The sequence below is a fragment of the Bradyrhizobium sp. T-1 genome (assembly GCF_053592855.1).
Genome location: NZ_CM132115.1, coordinates 2,898,424 through 2,919,516 on the forward strand (window position 1 = coordinate 2,898,424; position 21,093 = coordinate 2,919,516).

Annotated in this window: 18 protein-coding genes; 11 read left to right on the forward strand and 7 right to left on the reverse strand. The window is 66.4% G+C overall.

The genetic code is table 11. From position 1 onward, the window contains the following. Window positions 1-57: 57 nt before the first annotated feature. The 3 genes from ACWAT4_RS13845 to gspD all read right to left on the reverse strand — a co-directional run bounded on the left by ACWAT4_RS13845 (window position 58) and on the right by gspD (window position 4,031). Window positions 58-867 (reverse strand): class I SAM-dependent methyltransferase, encoded by an 810-nt coding sequence (locus tag ACWAT4_RS13845; protein ID WP_449730762.1) that lies wholly within the window; start codon window positions 865-867, stop codon window positions 58-60. Window positions 868-1,039: 172 nt separating this feature from the next. Beyond that, window positions 1,040-1,636 (reverse strand): prepilin peptidase, encoded by a 597-nt coding sequence (locus ACWAT4_RS13850; protein WP_449730763.1) that lies wholly within the window; start codon window positions 1,634-1,636, stop codon window positions 1,040-1,042. 4 nt (window positions 1,637-1,640) lie between these two features. Continuing rightward, window positions 1,641-4,031, reverse strand: a complete 2,391-nt coding sequence (gene gspD, locus ACWAT4_RS13855; RefSeq protein ID WP_212444498.1) for a type II secretion system secretin GspD — start codon at window positions 4,029-4,031, stop codon at window positions 1,641-1,643. 137 nt (window positions 4,032-4,168) lie between these two features. On the opposite strand from gspD, the gene ACWAT4_RS13860 reads away from it, so the two are divergent. Genes ACWAT4_RS13860 through gspM form a run of 9 tightly spaced genes read left to right on the forward strand, consistent with a single transcriptional unit; the run spans window position 4,169 to window position 11,686 of the window. After that, window positions 4,169-5,857 carry a GspE/PulE family protein gene (locus ACWAT4_RS13860; RefSeq protein WP_249148962.1) on the forward strand — a complete coding sequence of 563 codons (1,689 nt, stop codon included), beginning with the start codon at window positions 4,169-4,171 and terminating at the stop codon, window positions 5,855-5,857. A 21-nt stretch (window positions 5,858-5,878) separates the two neighbouring features. After that, window positions 5,879-7,090 (forward strand): type II secretion system F family protein, encoded by a 1,212-nt coding sequence (locus ACWAT4_RS13865; RefSeq protein WP_212301302.1) that lies wholly within the window; start codon window positions 5,879-5,881, stop codon window positions 7,088-7,090. Between the two features lie 27 nt (window positions 7,091-7,117). Beyond that, the gene (gene gspG, locus ACWAT4_RS13870) at window positions 7,118-7,573 is read left to right on the forward strand and encodes a type II secretion system major pseudopilin GspG (RefSeq protein ID WP_212301301.1); all 456 of its coding nucleotides are present in this window, start codon (window positions 7,118-7,120) and stop codon (window positions 7,571-7,573) included. Next, on the forward strand, window positions 7,536-8,060 hold the full coding sequence (locus ACWAT4_RS13875) for a prepilin-type N-terminal cleavage/methylation domain-containing protein (RefSeq protein WP_212301300.1): 525 nt from the start codon (window positions 7,536-7,538) through the stop codon (window positions 8,058-8,060). The genes gspG and ACWAT4_RS13875 overlap by 38 nt, the downstream gene beginning before the upstream one ends. Then, window positions 8,038-8,436 (forward strand): type IV pilus modification PilV family protein, encoded by a 399-nt coding sequence (locus ACWAT4_RS13880; RefSeq protein ID WP_212301299.1) that lies wholly within the window; start codon window positions 8,038-8,040, stop codon window positions 8,434-8,436. Before ACWAT4_RS13875 ends, ACWAT4_RS13880 begins: the two co-directional genes overlap by 23 nt. After that, entirely contained in the window at window positions 8,433-9,146 is a 714-nt protein-coding gene (locus ACWAT4_RS13885) for a prepilin-type N-terminal cleavage/methylation domain-containing protein (protein ID WP_212301298.1), read from the forward strand. The genes ACWAT4_RS13880 and ACWAT4_RS13885 overlap by 4 nt, the downstream gene beginning before the upstream one ends. After that, window positions 9,143-10,057 (forward strand): type II secretion system minor pseudopilin, encoded by a 915-nt coding sequence (locus ACWAT4_RS13890; RefSeq protein WP_349630889.1) that lies wholly within the window; start codon window positions 9,143-9,145, stop codon window positions 10,055-10,057. The genes ACWAT4_RS13885 and ACWAT4_RS13890 overlap by 4 nt, the downstream gene beginning before the upstream one ends. Window position 10,058: 1 nt before the next feature. Further along, window positions 10,059-11,096, forward strand: a complete 1,038-nt coding sequence (locus ACWAT4_RS13895) for a PilN domain-containing protein (RefSeq protein ID WP_212444496.1) — start codon at window positions 10,059-10,061, stop codon at window positions 11,094-11,096. Next, window positions 11,093-11,686 (forward strand): type II secretion system protein GspM, encoded by a 594-nt coding sequence (gene gspM / locus ACWAT4_RS13900; RefSeq protein WP_249154379.1) that lies wholly within the window; start codon window positions 11,093-11,095, stop codon window positions 11,684-11,686. The genes ACWAT4_RS13895 and gspM overlap by 4 nt, the downstream gene beginning before the upstream one ends. A 57-nt stretch (window positions 11,687-11,743) precedes the next feature. On the opposite strand, the gene ACWAT4_RS13905 is transcribed toward gspM, so the two are convergent. After that, window positions 11,744-15,361 (reverse strand): autotransporter domain-containing protein, encoded by a 3,618-nt coding sequence (locus tag ACWAT4_RS13905; RefSeq protein WP_449730764.1) that lies wholly within the window; start codon window positions 15,359-15,361, stop codon window positions 11,744-11,746. Window positions 15,362-15,683: 322 nt separating this feature from the next. Here ACWAT4_RS13905 and ACWAT4_RS13910 point away from each other — a divergent pair, with 322 nt between their 5' ends. Together ACWAT4_RS13910 and ACWAT4_RS13915 are read left to right on the forward strand one after the other, a co-directional pair. Then, window positions 15,684-16,382: a hypothetical protein gene (locus ACWAT4_RS13910; RefSeq protein ID WP_449730765.1), complete on the forward strand. Its 699-nt coding sequence runs from the start codon at window positions 15,684-15,686 to the stop codon at window positions 16,380-16,382. Between the two features lie 22 nt (window positions 16,383-16,404). After that, window positions 16,405-17,976 carry a lipopolysaccharide biosynthesis protein gene (locus ACWAT4_RS13915; protein ID WP_212444494.1) on the forward strand — a complete coding sequence of 524 codons (1,572 nt, stop codon included), beginning with the start codon at window positions 16,405-16,407 and terminating at the stop codon, window positions 17,974-17,976. Between the two features lie 9 nt (window positions 17,977-17,985). Here ACWAT4_RS13915 and ACWAT4_RS13920 read toward each other — a convergent pair whose 3' ends face one another. Genes ACWAT4_RS13920 through ACWAT4_RS13930 form a run of 3 tightly spaced genes read right to left on the reverse strand, consistent with a single transcriptional unit; the run spans window position 17,986 to window position 21,088 of the window. Further along, entirely contained in the window at window positions 17,986-19,266 is a 1,281-nt protein-coding gene (locus tag ACWAT4_RS13920) for a glycosyltransferase (RefSeq protein WP_449730766.1), read from the reverse strand. Next, on the reverse strand, window positions 19,191-19,958 hold the full coding sequence (locus tag ACWAT4_RS13925) for a class I SAM-dependent DNA methyltransferase (RefSeq protein WP_212444492.1): 768 nt from the start codon (window positions 19,956-19,958) through the stop codon (window positions 19,191-19,193). The genes ACWAT4_RS13920 and ACWAT4_RS13925 overlap by 76 nt, the downstream gene beginning before the upstream one ends. Next, window positions 19,955-21,088: a DegT/DnrJ/EryC1/StrS family aminotransferase gene (locus tag ACWAT4_RS13930; RefSeq protein WP_449730767.1), complete on the reverse strand. Its 1,134-nt coding sequence runs from the start codon at window positions 21,086-21,088 to the stop codon at window positions 19,955-19,957. The genes ACWAT4_RS13925 and ACWAT4_RS13930 overlap by 4 nt, the downstream gene beginning before the upstream one ends. Window positions 21,089-21,093: the final 5 nt, after the last annotated feature.

Below are 21,093 nucleotides of genomic sequence, written 5' to 3' on the forward strand. Positions count from 1 at the left end.
GGCCGCGGCGCGGCGGCGGTGGCCGCGAGCTCGATCCGCCCCGCGGGGCGTTCGGGGCTACTTGCTCACGTCGACACGCAGCGTCACGCGCGTGCCTTCCTGGTAGTCCTCGATGTGAGTCCAGTTTTGAATGCCGGCATTGCCCCAGTCGTAATACTGGGGCTTCCAGCCCAGGCTCTTCAGCATCAAGTCGAGCGCAGCCTTGCTCGGGATGCCAGCCAGAACGATCTTCTGTGCATCCGAGGTCTTGGCAGCGTCGCTTTCGAAATCGTGGTTCTCGACCTGCCAGACGACCACATTCCGCGGATCGGCGGCGACGGCGGTATCGATGATGACGTGCGCGGGCTTCAGTCGCTCGATCTGAGCCAGCAGCGCCATGTGATCGGTGACGTGATAGAAGAACCCAAGACACATCACGGTGTCGATTTGTCCCGGCGCGATCTGATCCAGGGCGCTGAACGCATTGCCCTGGATGAACTGAAACTTGTCGCGCGACATTCCGAGCTGCTCGAGATTGTCTCCGGCGGACTGGACCAGATGCGCGCGGGCCTCGATGCCCGTGACGTGGCTCGCGCCCGCGCTCAGCGCGGCGAAGCTCCAACGGCCGTCGTGGCTGGCGATATCGAGGATGCGCTTCCCGGAGATCGCGTTGCGGCTGAAATCGATGATGGCGCGATAGCGCTCGTTCAACCGGTTCGCGAATGCCGTCGTTTCGCTGGTCTCGAAGAACTGGGGATATTGATCGAAAAAGCCGGGACGGACCTTGCCGCCCTGGGAAAGGCTGCGGCGCGCGCGCATCGCCACGACCTTCGCTGCGTTCCCGATCTTCGACGAGATTTCGGAGACGAGCTCCGTAGCATTTGACATGATTGAAAACATCCGGAAACGACCGGTCTATTAGGATGTAGAAGGAATTGCTGTCAACCCGGCGAAACAATTGCAGATGGTTTCGCAAAAATGCCGAAAACAACCCCATGCACAGTAGGGGACGGCAGGCGAGCGGCGCGGCGATGCGGATTTGCCCTGATCGCGCCGGGCGTTAGCCGGGCCAGCCGCCCAGCCAGTTCAGATACCAGGTCTCGCCCAGCCAACCGACCCAGATCGAGGGCGCCAGGAACAGCCCGAACGGCAGGAAAGCAGTCCCGCGCAGCGGGGTCCTTTGCAATGCAGCATTAGCGACATAGGCCCCGATCGCGAGCAGCGCCGCGAGCTCGATCACTGCGGCGACCGTCGCAAGATCGAGCCAGGCCCCGCAAACGGCCGCGAGCTTGACGTCGCCGAGCCCGAGCCCGTCGCGGCCGCGCCAGCGCCGGTAGGCCAGCATCAGGAGCAGCAGCGGAAGCCCCACGGCCACGGCGCGCACGAGCGGCCAGAGCAGCGCCTCGGCGCCGACATCGGGCACGAAGGCGGCGGCGCGGAGCAGGGCGAGCGCAAAGGCGGCTCCGCTCAGCTCGTTCGGGATCAGGTAATGGCGCGCATCGCTGACGGCGATGGCGAGCATGAGAGCGGCCAGGAACGCGCCATAGAGGCCCTCCGCGGCCGGCGCCGTGACGAGGCTCGCGAACACGCCGACGAGCAGCGCGAGGCTGAGGACGAGCGGGGCGCCTATCCCGTCATGCCCGTCTTCAGCGGCCACGCCGTCAGCGCGCGGCCCTGGGCGGGCTGACCGTGACCACGGGATTGCTGGTCCCGACCAGGCGGCTGTTCATCTTGCTGCGCATCTCCTCGGCGATGACATGCGCATCGACGCCGTCCTTGATGACGGTCGGCCGTATGAACAGGATCAGCTCGGTGCGTGCACGGGTATTGGTCTGGTGCGAGAAGGCGTCGCCCATGCCAGGAATGGCATCGAGCACGGGAATGCCCTGGCGCTGCTTGTTCTCGGTCTCGCTGATCAGGCCGGCGAGCAGCACGGTCTGACCGCTCGTCACCGCGATCGAACTCTTGACCCGGCGCTGCGAGATCGTCGGTGTCAGCGAGTTGGCGCTGCCTGCGGCCACGCTCGAGATCTCCTGCTCGATGTCGAGCACGACATTGCCGTTGGCGTTGGCGCGCGGCAGCACGCGCAGAATGATGCCGGTATTCTTGTAGTCGATGGTGTTGACGACGGTGTTGTTGGCGGTCAGCACGGTCGCGGTGCCGGTCGAGAACGGCACCTGATCGCCGACCTGCAACGTCGCCGGCTGGTTGTCGAGCACCACCAGCGACGGGTTCGAGAGCACCTTGACGTTGGTGACGCCGTGCAGCGCGTCGAGAATGACGCGCGGCGAGTTCTCCGAGCCGACCAGGAAGTTGAAGCCCGGCAACACACGTCCGAGCAATGTGCCGGCCGCGGCGTTGACGGCGTTGGATGCGGTTTCGACAGCACCGCTGCCGACAGTCGCGGAATTGCTGACGCCGGAAATGGTGTTGGAGATCGAACCTTTCTGGCTCGCCAGGAAGTACTGCACGCCGTAGTTCAACTGGTCGTTCAGCGTCACCTCGGCGATCGTCGCCTCGATTGCGATCTGGCGCTGCGGCCGGTCGATCTGGCGAATGGTCTGCTCCACGATGCGCTGCGCATCCTGGTTGGCATAGACGAGAACGGCATTGTTGGTGACGTCGGCGGTGATCCGCACGTTCTGCAGGATGCCGTTGACGCCCGACTTCGAGCCGCTGCCGCCGGGGCCGCCGAAGGTGTTGTCCTGCGCCGGCGTTGCGGATGCGGCCGGAGCGGGACGGGCGCCGAGCGCTGATCCTGCCGGTCCGTTCGTCGGCGGCGCAGCACCTGATGCGGCGGTCGGCAGCGCGCTCAGCGCTGCGACCGGACTGCCGGCAGACCCGGACGACGACGTCGCCATGCCCGCTCCCGGCGCAACTTGGCTCGACGCGCTGTCCAGCGTCGTATTGCTCGTCGCGCTCTGATTGAACAACATTTCGTTCAGCATCGCCACGACCAGCTTGGAGTTGCCGTAGCGCAATGGATAGGATTTCAGGTTCACGCCGTCGGTGTCGGAACGGTCGAGCCGCGCAATCCAGGTCTGGGCGCGCTTGAGATATTCCGGCTTCTGGCTCACCACGAGGATCGAGTTGAGCCGTGCGATCGGCTGCATCTTGATGACGTTCTGACCCATGCCGCCGTCGCCGGAGTCCATGATCTTCTCGATCTCGGCGATGACAGGCTCGGGTGAGGAATTGCGCACCGGGAAGATGCCGACCGATTGTCCTCGCATCCAGTCGGCGTCGAAGGACAGAATTGTGTCGACCGCGGTCGCCCGGTCGGTGCCGCTGCCGCTGACGATGAGGGTGTTGCGGGAGTTGTCGGGGCGCATGGTCGAGGCCTTCACGCCGAAGGCATCGAGCAGCTTGAAGATGTTTTGTGCCGACGTGTAGCGCAGCGGCACGACGGTGATGCCCTGGCCGGCTTCGGTGCTTGCCGAACGGTCCAGGCGGCCGGGGCCGGCTTCGGGCGCCGGCAGCAGCCGGTAGCCGGTGCGGTCGTGCACCAGGGCCACGCCGGACATGCGCAGCGCATTCTCCAGCACGTAGATTGCATCGGCCTTCGGAACCGGCCGGACCGAGGCGAGTGTCACGGTTCCCTGCACGCGGGGATCGATCGCGTAGCCGACATTGAGGACGTCGCCGAGGATGACCTTTGCCACGGTCGCGACCGGCGCATTTTCAAAATTGAGGTCGTAGCCGCTGCCGCCGCCATCGTCGCGCTCGACCAGTGCGCCGCCTTGCGGTGCACCATCGCTCAGATAGATCGCAGGTTTCGACGACCTCGGCTGGCCGACGCCGGTCGATCCTGCATCCGCAGGTTGCCGGGGCTGGAGGTCGAGGCCACGTATCTTATCAACAAGATCCTGGGTGCGCGGGTCCCTCGGGTCCGCTTCGACCGACTGATCGGCAGTCACAATGCAGGCCGTGAGCAGGAAGGCGGACGACAATAGAGCGAGCGCTCCAGTCAACGCTGAGCGTCGGCGCAAAAGCGGCTGGACCACCTCAAACAAAATACGCCTGCCAACGCTGGAAGTGACTGGAAATTGCATCCGATCCCCCTTGGTTCGGACGCGCAATAATTTGCGCCACGATTATGTTTTTGCTAAGAAATAAGTCAAGGGTAAAGGGACTCCGTGACAGGCGGAAGCTGTTGCATTCGAGTAACAAGGTCAACGCTGTGACTGCGATGCAAGACCGCTCCGCCGATAGCTTCCGGCAGCACCTTCTGGAAAAATACGCGCTGCCGCCGCGGGCGCACGCCCGTATGGAGAGGTCAGGCACGACCACGCTCGCGCGCCCTTTGCGCGAATTCTGGGAAGCCACCGATCTCTCTGCTGCCGACTTCGCCGATGAAGTGTCGGAATATTTTGGCCTGCCACGGCTCAGTCTTCCGCAACTGCTCACGACCACGCCTCGCCTGGACGGCTTTTCGCGTCGATTTCTGCGAGAGTCCACAGTTTTTCCCTTCAGCGCACCGAATGGCGATCTCCGTCTGGCGGTGGCTGATCCGTCCGATACGGCTGCCATGCGCGCAGCCGAGATCGTGTTCGGAACGACGGTCGATGTCGTAGTCGCGTCATATGAGGACATTACGACAGTCCTCGATCAGCGGGCCGAGGCCGATGACGCAAATGTCGACGAGCGCGGCAGGAGCGCTGCGCAGCGATCCGACGACGACATCGAGAGCCTGCGAGATCTCGCCAGCGGTGCGCCGGTGGTGCGGGCGCTCAACGACCTGTTGGAGCGTGCGTTGGACTTGCGCGCCAGCGATATTCATGTCGAGCCATTTCGCTCCGGGCTCGTGGTGCGCATGCGCGTCGATGGTCTGTTGCGCGCGTTGCCGTCGCCGCAAGGCATTCCGCCGCAGGCGCTGATCTCGCGCATCAAGATTCTCGCCAGTCTCAACATCGCCGAGCGCCGGTTGCCGCAGGACGGCGCGGCGCGCGTGCGCGTCGGGCGCAACGAAATCGACGTCCGCGTCGCGACCATGCCGACACAGCATGGCGAGAGCGCCGTAATTCGCCTGTTGCCGCGCGACCGTGGTCTGCTCGAGATGAGCAAGCTCGGTCTGCGGACCCGTGACGAGAGCGTGATGACGCGGCTGCTGGCGATGCCGCACGGCATGATCGTGATCACCGGGCCGACCGGCAGCGGCAAGACCACGACGCTTGCGACCATGCTGTCGATCCTCAACGAGCCGACGCGCAAGATCCTCACCATCGAGGATCCCGTCGAGTACGAAATTCCCGGCATCAACCAGTCCCAGGTCAAGCCGTCGATCGGCCTGACCTTCGCCTCCGCCATGCGCTCCTTCGTGCGCCAGGACCCCGACGTCATCATGGTCGGCGAGGTCCGCGACTCCGAGACCGCGCACATCGCGATCCATGCCGCGCTGACCGGCCATCTCGTGCTGACGACGCTGCACACCGAGACGGCGGCGGCAGCCGTGCCGCGCCTGATCGATCTCGGCATCGAGGGCTTCCTGCTCAAGTCGACGCTGCGCGCCGTGGTGGCGCAGCGCCTGGTGCGCATGCTGTGCGACCGCTGCAAGGTGCCGCACGCGCTGACCGAGGCCGATCTCGCCGAGGATCCGCGCTTTGCCGTGATCGGCTTCAAGTGCGGCGAGGTCGTGCACGAAGCCGGCGGCTGCGAGCGCTGCGGCGGCACCGGCTATCGCGGCCGCAACGGCGTCTTCGAGATCCTCGAAATGTCCGACGAGGTGCGCGCGCTGATCGGGCCGAAGACCGACTCCCACTCCGTCGACGCCGCCGCGATGCGGGGCGGCATGACGACGATGCTGGAGGATGCGGTTGCCAAATGCCGGGCCGGATTGACGACGGTGCCTGAGGTCTTCCGTGTCACGACGGTGCGCTAACGCCGAGATGTGCTAGGAACCATGCCGAACTATCGCTATCGCGCGCTCAATGCCAACGGCGAACTGGTCTCCGGAGCCATCGCCGCGCCGGCGCCCGCCGACGTGGCGCAGCGGATCGAGCGGCTCGGCCTGGTGCTGGTCGACAACGTCACGCCGGAAGAGGGCGGTGCTGCGCGCGGCGCGTTCAGCCTCTTCAACAGGCCGAAGCCGGAAGACGTCACCATCTTCACCCGCGACCTCGCGCTGCTGCTGCGCGCCGGTGCCCGCATCAATGACGGCCTGGAGCTGCTCGCCGCCGATCCGGATTTTGGACGGCTGCGGCCGGTCGTCGCCGACATCCGCGCGCGCGTGGTCTCCGGCGAGAGCTTTGGCGAGGCGCTGGCACGGCACGAGGGGCAGTTTCCGCCGATGTACATCGCACTGGTGCGGGTCGGCGAGGCGTCGGGGTCGCTGGACCAGGTGCTGGAGGTGCTTGCCGGCGAACGCGCGCGCAGCGAGGCGCTGAGGCGGCGCCTGACGGATGCGATCCGCTATCCGCTCTTCGTGCTTGGCGCGGCCGGATGCGTGCTGCTGTTCTTTCTGACTTTCGTGCTGCCGCAATTCGCCAGCGTCCTGCAGGATTTTGGCGCCAAGGTCGATCCGATCGTCGGCGTGTTCCTGAACATCTCGACCTTTTTACGCAGCAACTCCGACGCGGTCCTGGCCGGCCTTTTGGTGACCATCGCAACGTTATGGCTGGTGCTGCGGCAGGAGCGCGTCCGCCGCGGGCTGACCAATGCGATGGTGCGGCTGCCGGCGATCCGCAACGTGATGGGCGCATACCGCACGGCGCTGTTCTGCCGTAACCTCGGCCTGCTGCTCGGCAGCGGCGTCAACCTCACCACCACGCTGCGCATCCTCGTCGACATGATGGCGACGACGGGATCGTCCACGGTCTGGAGCGATGCTGCCGATCGCGTTCGTCATGGTTCGAAGCTCTCCGATGCGCTCGCGGAGACCGAGGCGCTGCCGCCGATGGCGGTGCGCATGCTACGACTGGGCGACGAGACCGGGCAGCTGCCGATGCTGTCCGGCCGGGTTGCCGAATTCTACGAGGCCAAGCTGCAGCGCACGCTCGACCGCGCGGTGGGTATTGCCGGGCCTGCGGCGATCATCGCGATCTCGCTGGTGGTCGGCGGCCTGATCACGTCGGTGATGACGGCGCTGATGTCGGTGAGTCAGATTGTCGGTTAGACGATAAGGTATTGGGAGGGGCTTGAAGTGATCAGACATCCAGCGTCGAGGTGCCGGCGGCGGCGCAAGGCCCGGGGAGAGGCCGGCTTCACCCTGGTCGAGATGCTCGTCGTCATCACCATCATCGGCATGATCATGGCCCTGGTCGGCCCCCGGGTGCTGAACTATCTCAGCGAGTCCAAGGCCAAGGCCGCGAAGATCCAGATCGAGAGCTTCTCCAGCGCGCTCGATCTCTATTACCTCGATCTCGGTCGCTATCCGACCTCGAATGAAGGTCTCACCGGGCTGACCCGCAGCAACAACCAGGCCGGCTGGAACGGTCCCTATTTGCGCGGCGGCGTGGTGCCCAACGATCCCTGGGGCCATGGCTATGTCTATCGGTCACCGGGCGCGAGCGCTCCCTACGAAATCATCTCGCTCGGATCAGACGGTCAGGAAGGCGGCAGTGGAACGGCAGCCGATATTGTCAGCGGCGCGCGCTGAACCCGCTCGTCCTGCGCAAATTTTCAGCGCCCAAGCCTTCGATGAGCAAGGCTTCGCGCTGATCGAGATCCTGTGCGTGCTTGCGATCATTGGGCTGCTTGCGGCGATCATTCTGCCAGCGATCCCGCACTCGACGACACGGGCGAAGCTTGAAAGCTACGCAGTCGAGACCGCGGCCCTGCTGAAATCCGATCGCAACTCGGCGCTGCGTCGCCAGGTCAGGGTCGCAACCCAGGTGGATGCGGAGGCGCGCGCGATCCGGTCCGGCGTCACCGGACAGACCATCCGCCTGCCGCGCGACGTCGTCGTGCAGGCGACGCTGGCTGCGCGCTGCGCCGATCGCGCCACGGGACGGTCGATCGACTTCTTTCCGTCGGGCATGTCGTGCGGCGGCACGATTGCGCTGGCGCGGCCCGGCATGGGCTACGAGGTGCGCGTCAACTGGCTGACGGGAGGCGTCGAGATTGTCCCGCAGAAGCTGCTCTGACGGCGCCGCCGGCTTCACCTTGATCGAGGCGCTGGTCGCGCTTGCGATCATCGCCATCGTGCTCGGGACCATCGGTTCGGTCATCGCCGTCACGACGAAGGGCACGCGCTCGATCGACCAGCATCTGGCATTGGCGAGCACGGCGGAGACCCTGCTCGCGGACCTGCCGGCGCGCGGATTGCTGAAGCCCGGTCGGCAGAGCGGGCAGCTTGCCGGCAGCCGCTGGCGTGTCGACATTGCGCCAATGAACGTCGCCGGCGGCGATCCCGCCACCGATCGCTTCGTGCCGCTGGCGATCAATCTGCGCCTTCAGCGCGCCGACGGCGCCGCCATCCAGGTCACGACGGTGAAGCTGGTGCCGAGGGCGGCGCAATGACCCGCGCCGGAGAGCGCCTGCACCGGACGCGCCGCCCCGAGGCGGGTTTCACGCTGCTCGAAGTGCTGCTGGCGACGCTACTGATGACGGTGATCCTGGCTGCGCTCGCGACCGTGACGGCGCAATGGCTGCCGAACTGGAATCGCGGCATTGCGCGGGTGCAGCGCGCGGAGCGCCTGGCCACGGGACTCGATCGCATCGTCGCCGATCTCTCGGTCGCCGAGCAGATGACCGTGAACGGCGATGCCAAGGCGCCGCTGTTTGATGGCGCCGAATTGTCGGTGACGTTCCTGCGCACCGCGCTCGGCCCGAGCGCGCGGCCGGGCCTGGAATTCATCCGCTTGATCGAAAAGGCCGATGCCCAGGGGCTCGCGCTGGTGCGCGAGCGCGCGCCGTTCCAGCCGATGCCGACGGACGGGCAGATTCGTTTCCTCGACCAGGTGGTGCTGATCCGCGCGCCGTTCCGTGTCAGCTTCGCCTATGCCGGGCCCGACAGGATTTGGCAGCCGACCTGGCAAGGCCAGACGCAATTGCCAGATCGCATCCGGATCACGGTGCGCGACGGCGCCAACGGGCAGGTGCTGGCGGTTTCGGCCGCGGTGTTGCCGCATATCAATGCGCCGGCCGAATGCGCGCGGGCCAAGAATCCGATGACCTGCGTGGCCGGAGTAAAACCACCCAAGGGGCAGAAAGAGGAGCCGCAGCTGTGAGCGGCGTAGTGCATCGCCGGGGAATGCTCCGCAACGAGCGCGGCTTCATCGTCATCGTGGTGCTCTGGATGCTGGCCGCGCTGGCCGCGCTCGCGCTGATCTATCTGACCTATGTCACGAACACTGCGGTCACGGTCGCCGTCAACGCCGACCGGTTGCAGGCCGACGCACTGGTGACCGCCGGCCTCGAGCTTGCGGCCTATCGGCTCACCGCGCAAGGCGAGGCGACACGGCCGACCAGCGGCACTTTCAATGCCCGCGTCGGGGCGGGAAAGGTGGCCGTGACATTCCGCTCGGAGGCGGCACGCATCGATCTCAACATGGCGCCGAAAGGCGTCCTCGCCGGCCTGATGATGGGGTTCGGCGTCCCCGGGGCGGATGCAGCTGTTTACGCCGACCGGATCCTGGCGTGGCGGACGTCCACGGAGCCCGGCCAGGACAATGCGGAGGATTCCTATTACCGCACGCTCGGCGCGCCCTATCTGCCGCGCCATGCGCCGTTTCCGCATAGCGACGAGCTGTGGCTGGTGCGCGGCATCCCGCCGGCCGTGATCGAGCGCGTGCTGCCTTTCGTCACCGTGTTCAGCAACATGCGCACCGTGAACGTGCTGGATGCCGCGCCGCAGGTGGTGGCGGCGCTGCCGAACATGACCCCGGAGACCCTGCAACGCCTGCTGCGCGACCGCGCCGATCCCAACGTGGACCCGCGATCCCTGGTTGGGCTCGCCGGCAGCGCCAGCGCCACGATCGAGGGTTCGAAGGCCTACCGCGTGACGGTCGCCGCCGAGGCGCCATCGCACCGGCAGAGCTCGGCCGAGATCGTCATCCTGCTTCTCGAAAGCGGCGATGAGCCCTATCGTGTATTGTCGTGGCACAACGCCTTTGACGGCTCGGCCGGAAAGCCCCTGTGAGATGAGCTCGCTCAGTTCCCTTCGCACCATCTTCGATGCCTGGACCGGCGCGGTGGCCGGCGCCACCGTCGCCGGAATCGAGCGGATGGTGTCGCCGCGCCTGGTGCGGCTGGTCGAGGGCGAGACCGGCACGTTTGCGCTGGAGGCGGCAAAGCCGGATAACATCCCGAAGGAGATCGCGTTCGAGGACGGCAAATTCACCGGCGCCAATCTCGCGCCGATCGTCCGCGGCTGTCGTGTCGAGATCGTGCTGCGGCCGGCGCGCTTCCTGTTCCGTCCATTGGAGCTGCCGGCGCGTGCGGCCGATTTCCTCGACGGCATCGTGCGGGCGCAGATCGACCGGCTGACGCCGTGGAGCGCCGCTGATGCGGTGTTCGGTTGCAGCGCGCCGACGGCGCAGGGCAGCGAGAGCATCACCACGATGATCGCGGCTGCACCGCGCCGGCTCGCGATGGGCTATGTCGAGGCCGTGTCCGGTTTTCATCCGTCGGCAATCGCGGTTCTGACCGAGCCGGGCGAGGGCGGGCGCATCAGGGTGTTCGAGCAGAAGTCGCGCGGGGCGATCGATCCCGTGCGGTTGAGCAGGACGCTGCAAGTGGTGCTGGCCATTGCCACAGTCGCCGCCGTTCTCGGCTCGATCGTCGCGGGCTATTTGGCCGACAGCTTGAGCGCGCAGGAGAGCGAGCTCGAACGACAGATCACCCAGCGCCGCGCCGCGATCCGCGGTGCCGACGGCGGCGAGCGCTCGCCCCTGGCGCTGCTGGAGCGGCGCAAATACGACACGCCGGCGAGCGTGATCGTGCTGGAATCGCTGAGCCGTCTTTTGCCCGATCATACCTACGTCACCGAGATGCATATGGTCGGCAACAAGCTCCAGATCGCCGGCATCACCCGCGATGCGCCCTCGCTGATCCCGCTGATCGAGCAGTCCCAGCATTTCACCCGCGCGACCTTCTACGCTCCGACGACGCGCAGCCCCTCCGATCCCGGCGAGCGCTTCCACATCGAGGCGCAGGTCGAACCGAGGAACGCGCCATGAGCAGCAGCATGAGCAGCGGCGGGGTCGCAGCCGAGAACGCAGCCGCGCGGTGGCTGACCGGCTCGCCGCTGATCGCGGTCACGCTCTATCTCGCGGTGACGGGCGGGCTCCTGGTGATGGCGGGCCTGTCGATCGCCGACGTCATCACGCATCGCCAGGCCCTGGCGCAGACCTCCGACCTGCTCGACCAGCTGCGCGGCCGCAAGGGCGCCGCCAAGAATGCCGCGGCCATGTCGGCCGAACATCCCGGCACGCCGTTCCTGGAAGGGCCGACGGTGACCGTGGCGGGCGCCAATCTGCTGCAGCGGGTTGCGACTGCAGTCGGCAATGTCGGCGGCTCGGTGCAGTCCTCGCAGGTCGACGTCTCGGGGGCGCAGACCAAGGACGGCTTCGTCGGCCTTGTCGTGAGCTGCGAGTTGGAGCAGCCCGCGCTGCAAAAGTTGCTCTATGATCTCGAGGCCGGCATGCCGTTCCTCTTCATCGACCAGCTCGACGTCCAGGTGCCGCAGACCACCGCGCAGAACGAGGCCAGCACCGGCCATGTCAGGGTGATCCTGGGCGTCTCCGGCCAGTGGCAGGCAGGGAAGTAGCTTATCATTTGAGCATGATCTTCTCGGAAAACCGCTGCACACTTTTCCGGATCATGTTCACCAGCTGTATTTGAGCACGCCCTTGCCGGAATAGCTGGTGAGGTTGCCGGAGAACTCGCCGTCGAAGGTGCCGGCGATCGAGAAGCCGTTCAGCCATTTCATCTCGGCGCTGGCGCTGACCAAAGCGGAATCGGCGTCGACCCTGGCCCCGTTCACGACGAAGCTCGAGCCCGGCAGGGTCTGGAACAGCGCGGTGACGGCGCGGTTCGGATTGTAATCGTGCGCCCAGGCGGCCCGGCCGCGCAGCGTCAGCACGCCGTTCGGCATCGCGTAGGATTTGTCGGTGCGCAGGCCGAGCTCGGAGCGGGTGTCGGTGAGCGACTGTGAGGCATAGTTCAGCGCGAACAGGCCGCCGCCGTTGAGGCTGACTTCGGAATAATTCGGCAGGTTGAAATTCGTCACCTGCGCAGCCGCGTAGGGCGTGATGCCGATCAGCGGCGTCGCGAAGCGATAGCCGCCCTCGAAGCGGGCCGAGAAGGTGTCGGCCTTGAAGCGGCCCTGGAGCTGATCGGCGCCGGCAAGCGCCACGGTGCGGTTCGTTGTAACGTCGTGCCAGCCATAGGCCAGCGCGCCGGCGATATAGGCCGGGCCGAAATTGTGCCGGCCATAAACGCCGGCCTGGAATAGGTCGGCGGAGCCCGAGCCCATGGCGTTGGCAACCGAATAGTTCAGCCCACCGCCGGCGAGCGAGAAGCCGACGAGCGTGTCCAGCGAAAGCCTGTAATCGGCGCCGGCCGCGCCGCCCCAGACCCGCGCAGTGAGGTCCTGCGAGCCGACCGCGGTATTGCCGCCGACCTGCGCCGAGCCGCCGTAGCCGGCCGCCCAGACGCTCCAGCGATTGATCGGCTGCGACGACAGCAGCGGCGCCTTGGTCGCCATCGCAAAGGCTTCTCGTTCGCGCACGGTGGCCGGGCGCATCGACGCATAGGCGGCCGCATCGTCGCTCTCGGCGTATTGCGCGACGCTGCCGGCTTTCGTGAAGCCGCTGGAGCGTCCGACGACGGTCGGATCCAGCATCAGGTTGAGGAACTGACCGTCGGCGTTGATCGCGGACTGGATGATGCCGGTGCCGAGCTCACCCGAAGCGGTGGTCAGCCCCGCAGGCGTCAGCGTGGTGAAGGCGGCGGGAATGCTGCCTGTCGAATTGAAGAAATTGGTCAGCGTGTTGGCGACGTTCTGCTGGTTGACATTGAGGCTGCCACCGCTCGGCGTGAAATTGACGCCGATGTTGAGGAACACGTTGTTGGCGTCGTAGCTCAGCGTCGCGTTGAGCGACGGCATGTTGGAGACGACCGCCGAATTGAAGGTGGTGCCGCCAAGGCCGCCGGCCGCCGTCAGGATCGTGTACTGCTTCTTGACGGTGCCGGAGCTGAAGATCGCATTCACCGTCGCGCCGCCGAGCGTGGCCGCGCCCGTGACGCTGGCGAGGCTGGCAGCGGTGGAGGAGACCTGCACCATATAGGTCGAGGCCGCCGTGAAGCTCAGGGATCCGTTGATCGCCAGTGTTCCGGTCGGGTTCGCCGTGCTGCCGGGCGCGAGCGTGCCGCCGTTGACCGCGACGCTGCCGACGCTGCCGGCGCCTGCGAGCGTGCCGCCGGCATTGACGGTGCTCGCACTGACGATCGAGCCGTTCACCTCCAGCCTGCCGCCATTCACGGTGGTCGCGCCGGTATAGGTGTTGGCGCCGGACAGGATCTCGGTGCCGCCGGCCATGGTGAGGCCGCCGCCGGCGCCGCCGTCGCCAATGATGCCAGCGAAGGTGCCGCTGCCGTTGGTGATGGTCAGCGTGTTGGCGCCGATATTGACGTTGCCTGATCCCGACAGCGATTTGATCGAGGTGCCGCCGCTCAAGGCCGTGATGTCGAAGACGCCGTTGACGACGACGTTGCTCGAGGTCGCGATGCTGCCATCGCCGCCGCCGAAATTGATCAGATCGAGCTCGCCGCCGCTCGCGATGGTCGTGGTGCCGGTATAGGTGTTGGTGCCGAACAGCTGCTGCGTGGCGCCGTTGGCGATCACGACGCTGCCGCCGGCGCCGCCGGCGATGCCGCCATCCTGGATCACGCCGCCGAAGAAGCTGCCGCCCGTGATCGTCAACGTCTTCGACCCCAGCGCGACGATTCCGTCGCTGGTCGCGGAGAACAGGGCGTTCACCGAGGTGCCGGAGGTCGTTTGCGAGATGTCGAACGTACCGCCTGCGCCCGGCGTGAAGGTGACGCTAGCCGAGTTCGCGATCGATCCGCCGCCTTTCAGCGCCAGCGTCGCGCCGGCATCGATCTGCGTCGTGTTGGTGTAGGTGTTCACACCGGAGAGCGTCTGCGTTCCGCCGCCGACCTCGAATCCGCCGGTGCCCTGAATCACGCCCGCGAACTCGGTCGAGCCGTTGGTGATGAACAGCCCCTTGCTGCCCATGTTGACGATGCCGCTCGCGCTGCCGGCGAGCGTCGTGATCGCGGCGGCTGCCGGGGTAATTGCCGTGATGTCCAGTGTCGCGTTCACCGTCACGACACTCGAGGCGGAGATGCTGCCGAAGCCGGACAGCGCCAGCGTTCCGGCCGAGACCGTCGTCGCACCGGTGTAGGTGTTGGTGTTGGTCAGCGTCAGCGTGCCGGTACCGACCTTGGTCAGTCCGCCGCCGGTGCCGGAGATCACGCCGTCGACCACGGTCGAGGTGTTGAGGCCGCCGGTGGTGAGCGTGTTGGCGCCGAGCACGTAATTGCCCGCGCCTTCGATCGACCCGGACGTCATCCCGCCGCTGGTCAGGCCGGAGATGTCGACGGTGCCGCCGAGATTGGTGATGAAGCGTGCGTTGCCGCCGGTTGCGTTGTCGTTGAAGGTCGTGGTTGCGGCGTTGTCGGTGGTGATGGTGGCATTGCCGGCGGTGGCGGAGCCATCGAAGGTCAGCGTGCCGTCGTTGGTGATGGTCGAGCCGGCGGCGGTGGCGTTGCTGTGGAAGTTGAGCGTCGCTCCCGCGGCATTGCCGATCGTGGCGGTGCCGGCCGAGGCGTTGGTGAAGAAGTCGATCTGGCCGTTGGCGTTGTTGGTGATCTGGGCGCTGCCGGCCGAGCTGGAATCTTCGAAGGTGACGAAGCTGTTGTTGGTGAGGCTGACCGTTCCGGCGGTGCTGTTCTGGAGGAAGTTGACGGTGCCACCGGCATCGTTCGTGATGGTCACCGCCCCGGTGCCGCCGCTGGCGGTGCTGCTGTTCTGAAAGACCAGATTGTTGCCGGAGGTGACTTCGAAGCTCTGCGTGTTGCCCGAATTGTTGACGACGCCGGCCGCGTTGATGATGAACGGGTTGAAGAGCGTGAACGAGTAAGCCTGCGCGGTGTTCGTGAACTGCATCGTGCCGATGGTGACGATGCCGCCGAAGTTGACGATCGCATTGGCGCCGGTGTTGCTGAACGTCGCGGTCCCGTCCGGCACGCTCGGGTTGGACGTCCAGTTGGGGGCATCCGTCCATTCGTTGCTGAAGGTGCCGGTCCAGGTGGCGTCCACGGCGTGCGCGGCGACGACGCCGAGCGCGGTGGTCGCCAGCAGGGTCGCCAGCGAATGGCGCATGACGGCGCGCAGCCGGCGATCCATCCTTCCGCGCGCTATGATCGATCCAGCCATCGGCCCTTCACAAATCGCCTAAACAAATCAACGCAATCGCGCAGGCTGCAACGGCCCGCCTCCGGCCCATGATCTCATGGTGCCGCAACGGGCTGCAATGAACGGCCATCGATTTGCATAGAGTTCCCGCCCGTTTCCTCCGCAATTTCGGTCATCGTGGCCATTGGGCAACAATTTCATGCGTCGCAACATGCCGCCCGGCGCAGCTTCGCCAGCCAGGTCAAAGGGATGGTGGCGGGTTGATCGGGAGGCCCATCAGAACTAGTTTGCGGCCTCGGGCTTGCCGCGCGCCGACGTGGCGGCCGGTCGCAGGGGAGTTTCGATGTCCGGGTGGCTGAGAACGGCTGGATTGGCCGTGTTGTGTGCGGTCCTCGGCGTCACCGACAGCTTTGCGGCCACCTCGTCGCGCATGGACATCCTGTCTGACGATGTCGCCGGCAGTCCTGCCGCAAGCGTCGATGTCGGTGCGGTAAAACCGATTGTCCGGCCCGCGCCGGCCGCGGACAGACCCGCGCCTCGCGGCAATCCGCTTTGGTCGGTGCCGCTGTCGGCGCTGACCGGAACCCAGGAGCGCCCGATCTTCTCGGCGACGCGGCGGCCGCCGCCGCGCGCCGTTGCGGCCGCCCCGGTTGAAGAGGCCCCGCCGCCGCCGGCCCCGAAGCCGCTCGAAGGGCCGCCGCCGCTGATGCTGGTCGGGGCCGTGGTGGGCGAGGGGGACGCGATCGCGATCCTCATCAAGCGCACCGACCAGAAAGTCGTTCGCCTGCGGCAAGGCGAATCGCTGGACGGCTGGTCGCTGGCCTCGATCCAGCCGCGTGAGGTGACATTCAAGCAAGGTGATCGCAGCGAGGTGCTCGCGCTGCAGCGGCCGGAGGCGACGCCGTCCGCGCCCCCAAGCGCGCCCGGGCTGGCGATTCTGAATGGCGGCAGCCAGCTGGTGACGCCGACGCCGGGGGGCCCGTCGTTCGCGCCCTTCGTACCGCGCGCCACGCCCAAGAACGGCCTGCCGGACGGGCTCTGAGCGCTGCCGGGAAGGATACGGTTTGACCGACACGCAGACTGACGCGCCCGCCAAGGCTGCGGTGCCGGGTGGTGCCGGACGGGCCGGACGGCTCGTTCGCGGCTGGTCGGCGAATCTGGTCCAGATGGTGCTGGGGCTGACCCAGCAATTGCTGCTGATCCCCGCATTCCTGCACGTCTGGAGCGGCGACGTGCTCGCGGCGTGGCTTGCGATCTATGCTGCCGGAAGTCTCGTGATCGTGGCGGATGCCGGATTGCAGCTTCGCGCCATCAACCGGTTTCTCTCGTTCAAGTCCTGTGTCGACTGCGACGGACGCACGGCGAGCGTCTACCACGGCATGCTGCTGATCTATCTTGCCATCGTCGCCGGGCTCGGCGTCCTGCTCTGCGCGGCCGTGTATCTCGTGCCGCCGTCGGCTGTGTTCGGGTTTCACGCGATGCCGACCTTCGACGCCGCGATGCTGGTGATGACGCTGGGAACGCTGCTGAGCCTGCCGGCCAATCTCGGCTCCGGCCTCTATCGCGTTCGCGGCCAGTACAGCCGGGCGGTGTGGCTGCAAAACGCTGCACTGCTGTTCGGGCAGATCGCGCAACTCGCCGCGCTCGCCATGTTCGGAAGCCTGCTCGCGGTGGCGGTCGCCTTCGTGTCGACGCAGCTCCTCTTCACGATCTTCATCGTCGCCGTCGATGCGCCGCGCCGTTTTCCGTTCCTGCGACGCCCCGCAAGGCCGCCGCTTGTGGCGCCGTCCTGGCGCTGGAGCATCGGCCAGTTCGGTCGCGCGCTACCCTTTGCGATCGCCAACATCACCGAGCTTGCGCTGGTCAACGTTCCGGTCCTGCTCGTCTCTGCGCTCGTCACCGACCGCGTCGCGGTGGTGCAATGGGGGCTGACGCGCGTGGTCGCCAGCCTCGTACGTGGGCTGTGTTTGCAGACCGCCTTGCCGCTCGGTGCCGAGCTCGGGCACGATCACGCCATCGGCGACACGGAGCGGCTCCGCCGATTTTATGCGTACGGATCGGCGTTCGTCACCGGGCTTGCCTGCCTGGTGGTCGCGGGCTTTCTGCCGTTCTGGCCCGATTTCTTCGCATTGTGGACCCATGGCAGCATACCCTATGACGGGCCGCTTGCAGTGACGCTGCTGCTCGGCTCGGCCGCGGGCGCGCCCTCGCTGATGGCACTGGTCTTTGCCAACCACAGCAATCGCGGCACGCTTTTGATCCGGACCAAGGGGCTCCAGTTCGTCGTCTTCTTGGCTCTGTCCATCGTCCTGATCCCTAGGTTCGGACCGCTCGGCGCGGCGATCGCGGTGGTGGCGAGCGACATCGTCGTTCAGTTCGGGCTGCTCGCGCTGGTGATCATCTGGCAGACCCTCCGTCACCCGCTCAGGCACATCGCGTTCCTGATGCTTGTCGCCGCCGGAATCGTGGCGCCCGTCTGGCTGATCGGACTCGCCATCACCATGCTCGTCCCCGGAAGCGGGCTCGTGCACTTCGTCCTGGAATGCGCGATCTGGATGGTGGTGGTCGGCGGGCTCGCAAGCCCGCTGTTGAACGCAGCGCTGCGCGAGCGGCTGCGGGCGCTGGTTCCGGCGTAGCGGAAGATCTCAGCGTGCGGTCAGCGCCAGCCGGTGCTTCAGCCGTTCGAGGTGGCGGGCGAACTCGCGATGACCGGCCTTGGTCTCCTCGGCGAACTGCGCGAGCCGAAGATGCCCGGCCTCGCTCAGGCGCTCACGCATGCCCTCGGTGCGGAGACTGACGATGGCGTCTGCGAGTGAGCGCGGGTCGTCATAGTCGAACAGGAGCGCGGCGTCGCCGGCCTGGGCCTTGAAGGCCTCGGGATAGATCACGGGCGTGCCGACGGCCCAGGCTTCCAGCGGGGGCAGGTTGGTCGGGCCGAAATAGCTCGGCATCACCAGCGCAGCGGCGCCGCGATAGAGCGCGCCGAGCTCGGCGGATTCGACGAAGCCGATGATGGAGATCTGGTCCGACAGGCCATAGCTGCGGATCGCCGCGTCGATCTTGTCGCGGCCGCCGCGATCCGAGCCGCACAGCACCAGCCGTTCGGTGACGCCCCGCTCGCGCAGGTGGGCGAGCGCGGCGAGCAGCGTCATGTGGTTCTTGTGCGGCCAGAACTGCGCCGGATAAAACAGATAGCCGGACTCGAGCCGGTACTTTGCCAGCACCGCCGCATCGTCGGCCGCAGCGGGCGCGGACTGGCCGACATAGGCCGATGGCGAGAACGGGATGCAGACCGCGCGACCCCGCTCCATGGCGTAGCGCCGCGAGAGATCGTCGATCAGCTCGGGCGCATTCACGATCACCACCGCGGCCTTGGTGCTCGCAAGGCCGAACAGGATCTCGCGGCGCTCGAATTCGCCGAAGGTGCGGACCTCCGGAAATTCCGGCGCATCGCGATGGCAACCGTCGAAGATCGTGATGATGAAGGGCAGCTCGTAGAGCAGCAGGTGCCGCTTCGAGGTCGACGTGAAATGCACGACGTCGATGCCGTCGCGGATCAGCGCGCGCTCGAACGGCGATTTCCACTTCAGCACGATCTGGACCAGATCGAACGGTCCGCAATATTTCAGGAACAGGAAGAGATAGTCGAGCACGCCGAACTTGAGCAGGGAGCCAGCGACGCCGAACTCTTTCAGGATCTCCAGCGTCTTCGGATGGGGCGAGTACACCACGATCTCGTTGCCCGACTTGGCCGCCCAGTCGCGCAGCCAGAGCAAATCGTTGAGCGGCTGCTGGAAGCCGCCGCCGACCTCCAGCGCCTGCTCCAGCATCACGGCGAGCCGCAGCGGTCTCACGGCGTGCCACTCTTTCTGGCGACCGTGTAGGCCGCCCAGCTCTTCGAACTCGGCGCGTCCTGCGTCAGCCATGCGGCATGCGTGGCGGGCTCAAAGCCGTTCGCCTTGAGCGCAGAATCGATCTCAAACGGAAACCAGTAGCGCATGTGGTGCGCTTCGTCGACGCGACGGATCGTGGCGCGGTCCGTGTCCTCGCAGAACAGCGTGTAGTTCACGGTAACGGTCGCGGCCTGTTCGTCATGGTCGGATTGCGCGATGCGGGTGAGGCGCAGCGGCTTCCGCTCGATCACCTTGACCCGCGTCTCGACGCCCTGCGCCAGCACGGCGCCGCCATACCAATAATCGAACAAGAACACGCCGCCCGGCTTCAGTGCGGCGTGCGCGGTGCGAAACATCGCTGCCAGCGCATCGCGGCTGGTCTGGTAGCTCGCAACATGAAATAACGACACGACCGCATCGAAGTCGCGTTCCGGGCCGGTCTCGCAGGCATCGCCCTGCCGGAACGGAATCGACAGCCCGGCCTGCGCGGCGCGCGCCTTGGCGCTCGCGATCATCTCATGGCTGAGATCGATGCCGGCAACGTTCCAGCCCTGGCGCGCGAATGCGACGGCGTGCAGGCCCGTGCCGCAGCCGAGATCGAGCAGCTTGCCCGAGGAAACGCCGTGATCGCGCAGGCGTGCTTCGACGAACGCCGTCTCCGCCGCGTAATCCTTGTCCTGATAAAGCAGGTCATACCAGGGCGCGTAGTCGGCGAACACCGTCACGCCAAGATCTCCTTGAGCGCCTGCGCCGAGCGCGCAATCTCGTCGTCGGTCAGGGCAAGTCCGCTCGGCAGGTAGAAGCCGCGACGGGCGATGTATTCGGCATTCGGATGGGATTCATCGAGCATCAGGCCCATCCGGCGCAACACCGGTTGCTCGTGCATGCACCAGAAGAACGGCCGCGTGCCGATGCCTTTTTCGCCAAGGCGGCGCATCGCCTCCTTGGCGTCGAACGGCACGCTGTCGTCCAGCACGACGCCGTAGACCCAGTAAATGTTGTCGGCATAGTTGGTGCGGGCGACCGGGAGGCGGATGCGGTCGACGCCGGCGAGATGCTCGTCATACAGCCGGCCGATCCGGCGCTTGAGCTCGACCGTGCGCGGCAGGCGCTCGACCTGGGCGACGCCGAGCGCGGCCTGGAGGTTGGTCATGCGCGCGTTCCAGCCGAGCTCCTCGTGAATGAAGCGCTGCTGCGGCTGGAAGCAGAGATTACGATAGCCCTGCAGCCGACCGGCGAGCGCGTCGTCGTCGGTGAGGATCATGCCGCCTTCGCCGGTGGTGACATGCTTGTTTGGATAGAAGCTGAAGGTCGAGACGTCGCCGAAGCCGCCGCAGGGCGCGCCGCGATAGGTCTGCCCGTGCATCTCGGCGGCGTCCTCGATCACCTTCAGATCATGCTTGCGCGCAAGCGCCATGATCGGTTCGAGATCGACCGGCAGGCCGTAGATGTGCACCAGCATGATCGCGCGCGTGCGCGGTGTGATCGCGGCCTCTACGCCCTCGACCGTCATGTTCCAGGTCGCGGCATCGCAGTCGACCCCTACGGGCACGAGGCCGGCGCGCACGATCGCTGCGGCGCAGCTGATGATGGTGAAGGTCGGGATGATGACCTCGGAGCCTTCCGCGAGACCGAGGGCATGGACGGCGATGTCGAGCGCGACCGAGCCGTTGGTCACCGCGACGCCATGGCGCCGTCCTGCGGCCTCCGCCATCGCCTGTTCGAAACGCTTGATGAAAGGTCCTTCCGAAGAGATCCAGCCGGTGCGGATGCACTCGGCGAGATAATCGGCCTCGTTGCCGTCGAGCAGCGGCGTATTGACCGGAATGAACGGTGCGGTCACCGGCGTGCTCACAGGCG

Bases quoted from the DNA above. Each gene is read 5' to 3' on its own strand.
- gspM (WP_249154379.1), top strand. From the start codon at position 11,093: ATGAGCAGCAGCATGAGCAGCGGCGGGGTCGCAGCCGAGAACGCAGCC.
- ACWAT4_RS13860 (WP_249148962.1), top strand. From the start codon at position 4,169: ATGCAAGACCGCTCCGCCGATAGCTTCCGGCAGCACCTTCTGGAAAAA.
- ACWAT4_RS13910 (WP_449730765.1), top strand. From the start codon at position 15,684: ATGTCCGGGTGGCTGAGAACGGCTGGATTGGCCGTGTTGTGTGCGGTC.
- ACWAT4_RS13885 (WP_212301298.1), top strand. From the start codon at position 8,433: ATGACCCGCGCCGGAGAGCGCCTGCACCGGACGCGCCGCCCCGAGGCG.
- ACWAT4_RS13920 (WP_449730766.1), bottom strand. From the start codon at position 19,266: ATGGCTGACGCAGGACGCGCCGAGTTCGAAGAGCTGGGCGGCCTACAC.
- ACWAT4_RS13895 (WP_212444496.1), top strand. From the start codon at position 10,059: ATGAGCTCGCTCAGTTCCCTTCGCACCATCTTCGATGCCTGGACCGGC.
- ACWAT4_RS13865 (WP_212301302.1), top strand. From the start codon at position 5,879: ATGCCGAACTATCGCTATCGCGCGCTCAATGCCAACGGCGAACTGGTC.
- ACWAT4_RS13905 (WP_449730764.1), bottom strand. From the start codon at position 15,361: ATGGCTGGATCGATCATAGCGCGCGGAAGGATGGATCGCCGGCTGCGC.
- gspD (WP_212444498.1), bottom strand. From the start codon at position 4,031: ATGCAATTTCCAGTCACTTCCAGCGTTGGCAGGCGTATTTTGTTTGAG.
- ACWAT4_RS13845 (WP_449730762.1), bottom strand. From the start codon at position 867: ATGTCAAATGCTACGGAGCTCGTCTCCGAAATCTCGTCGAAGATCGGG.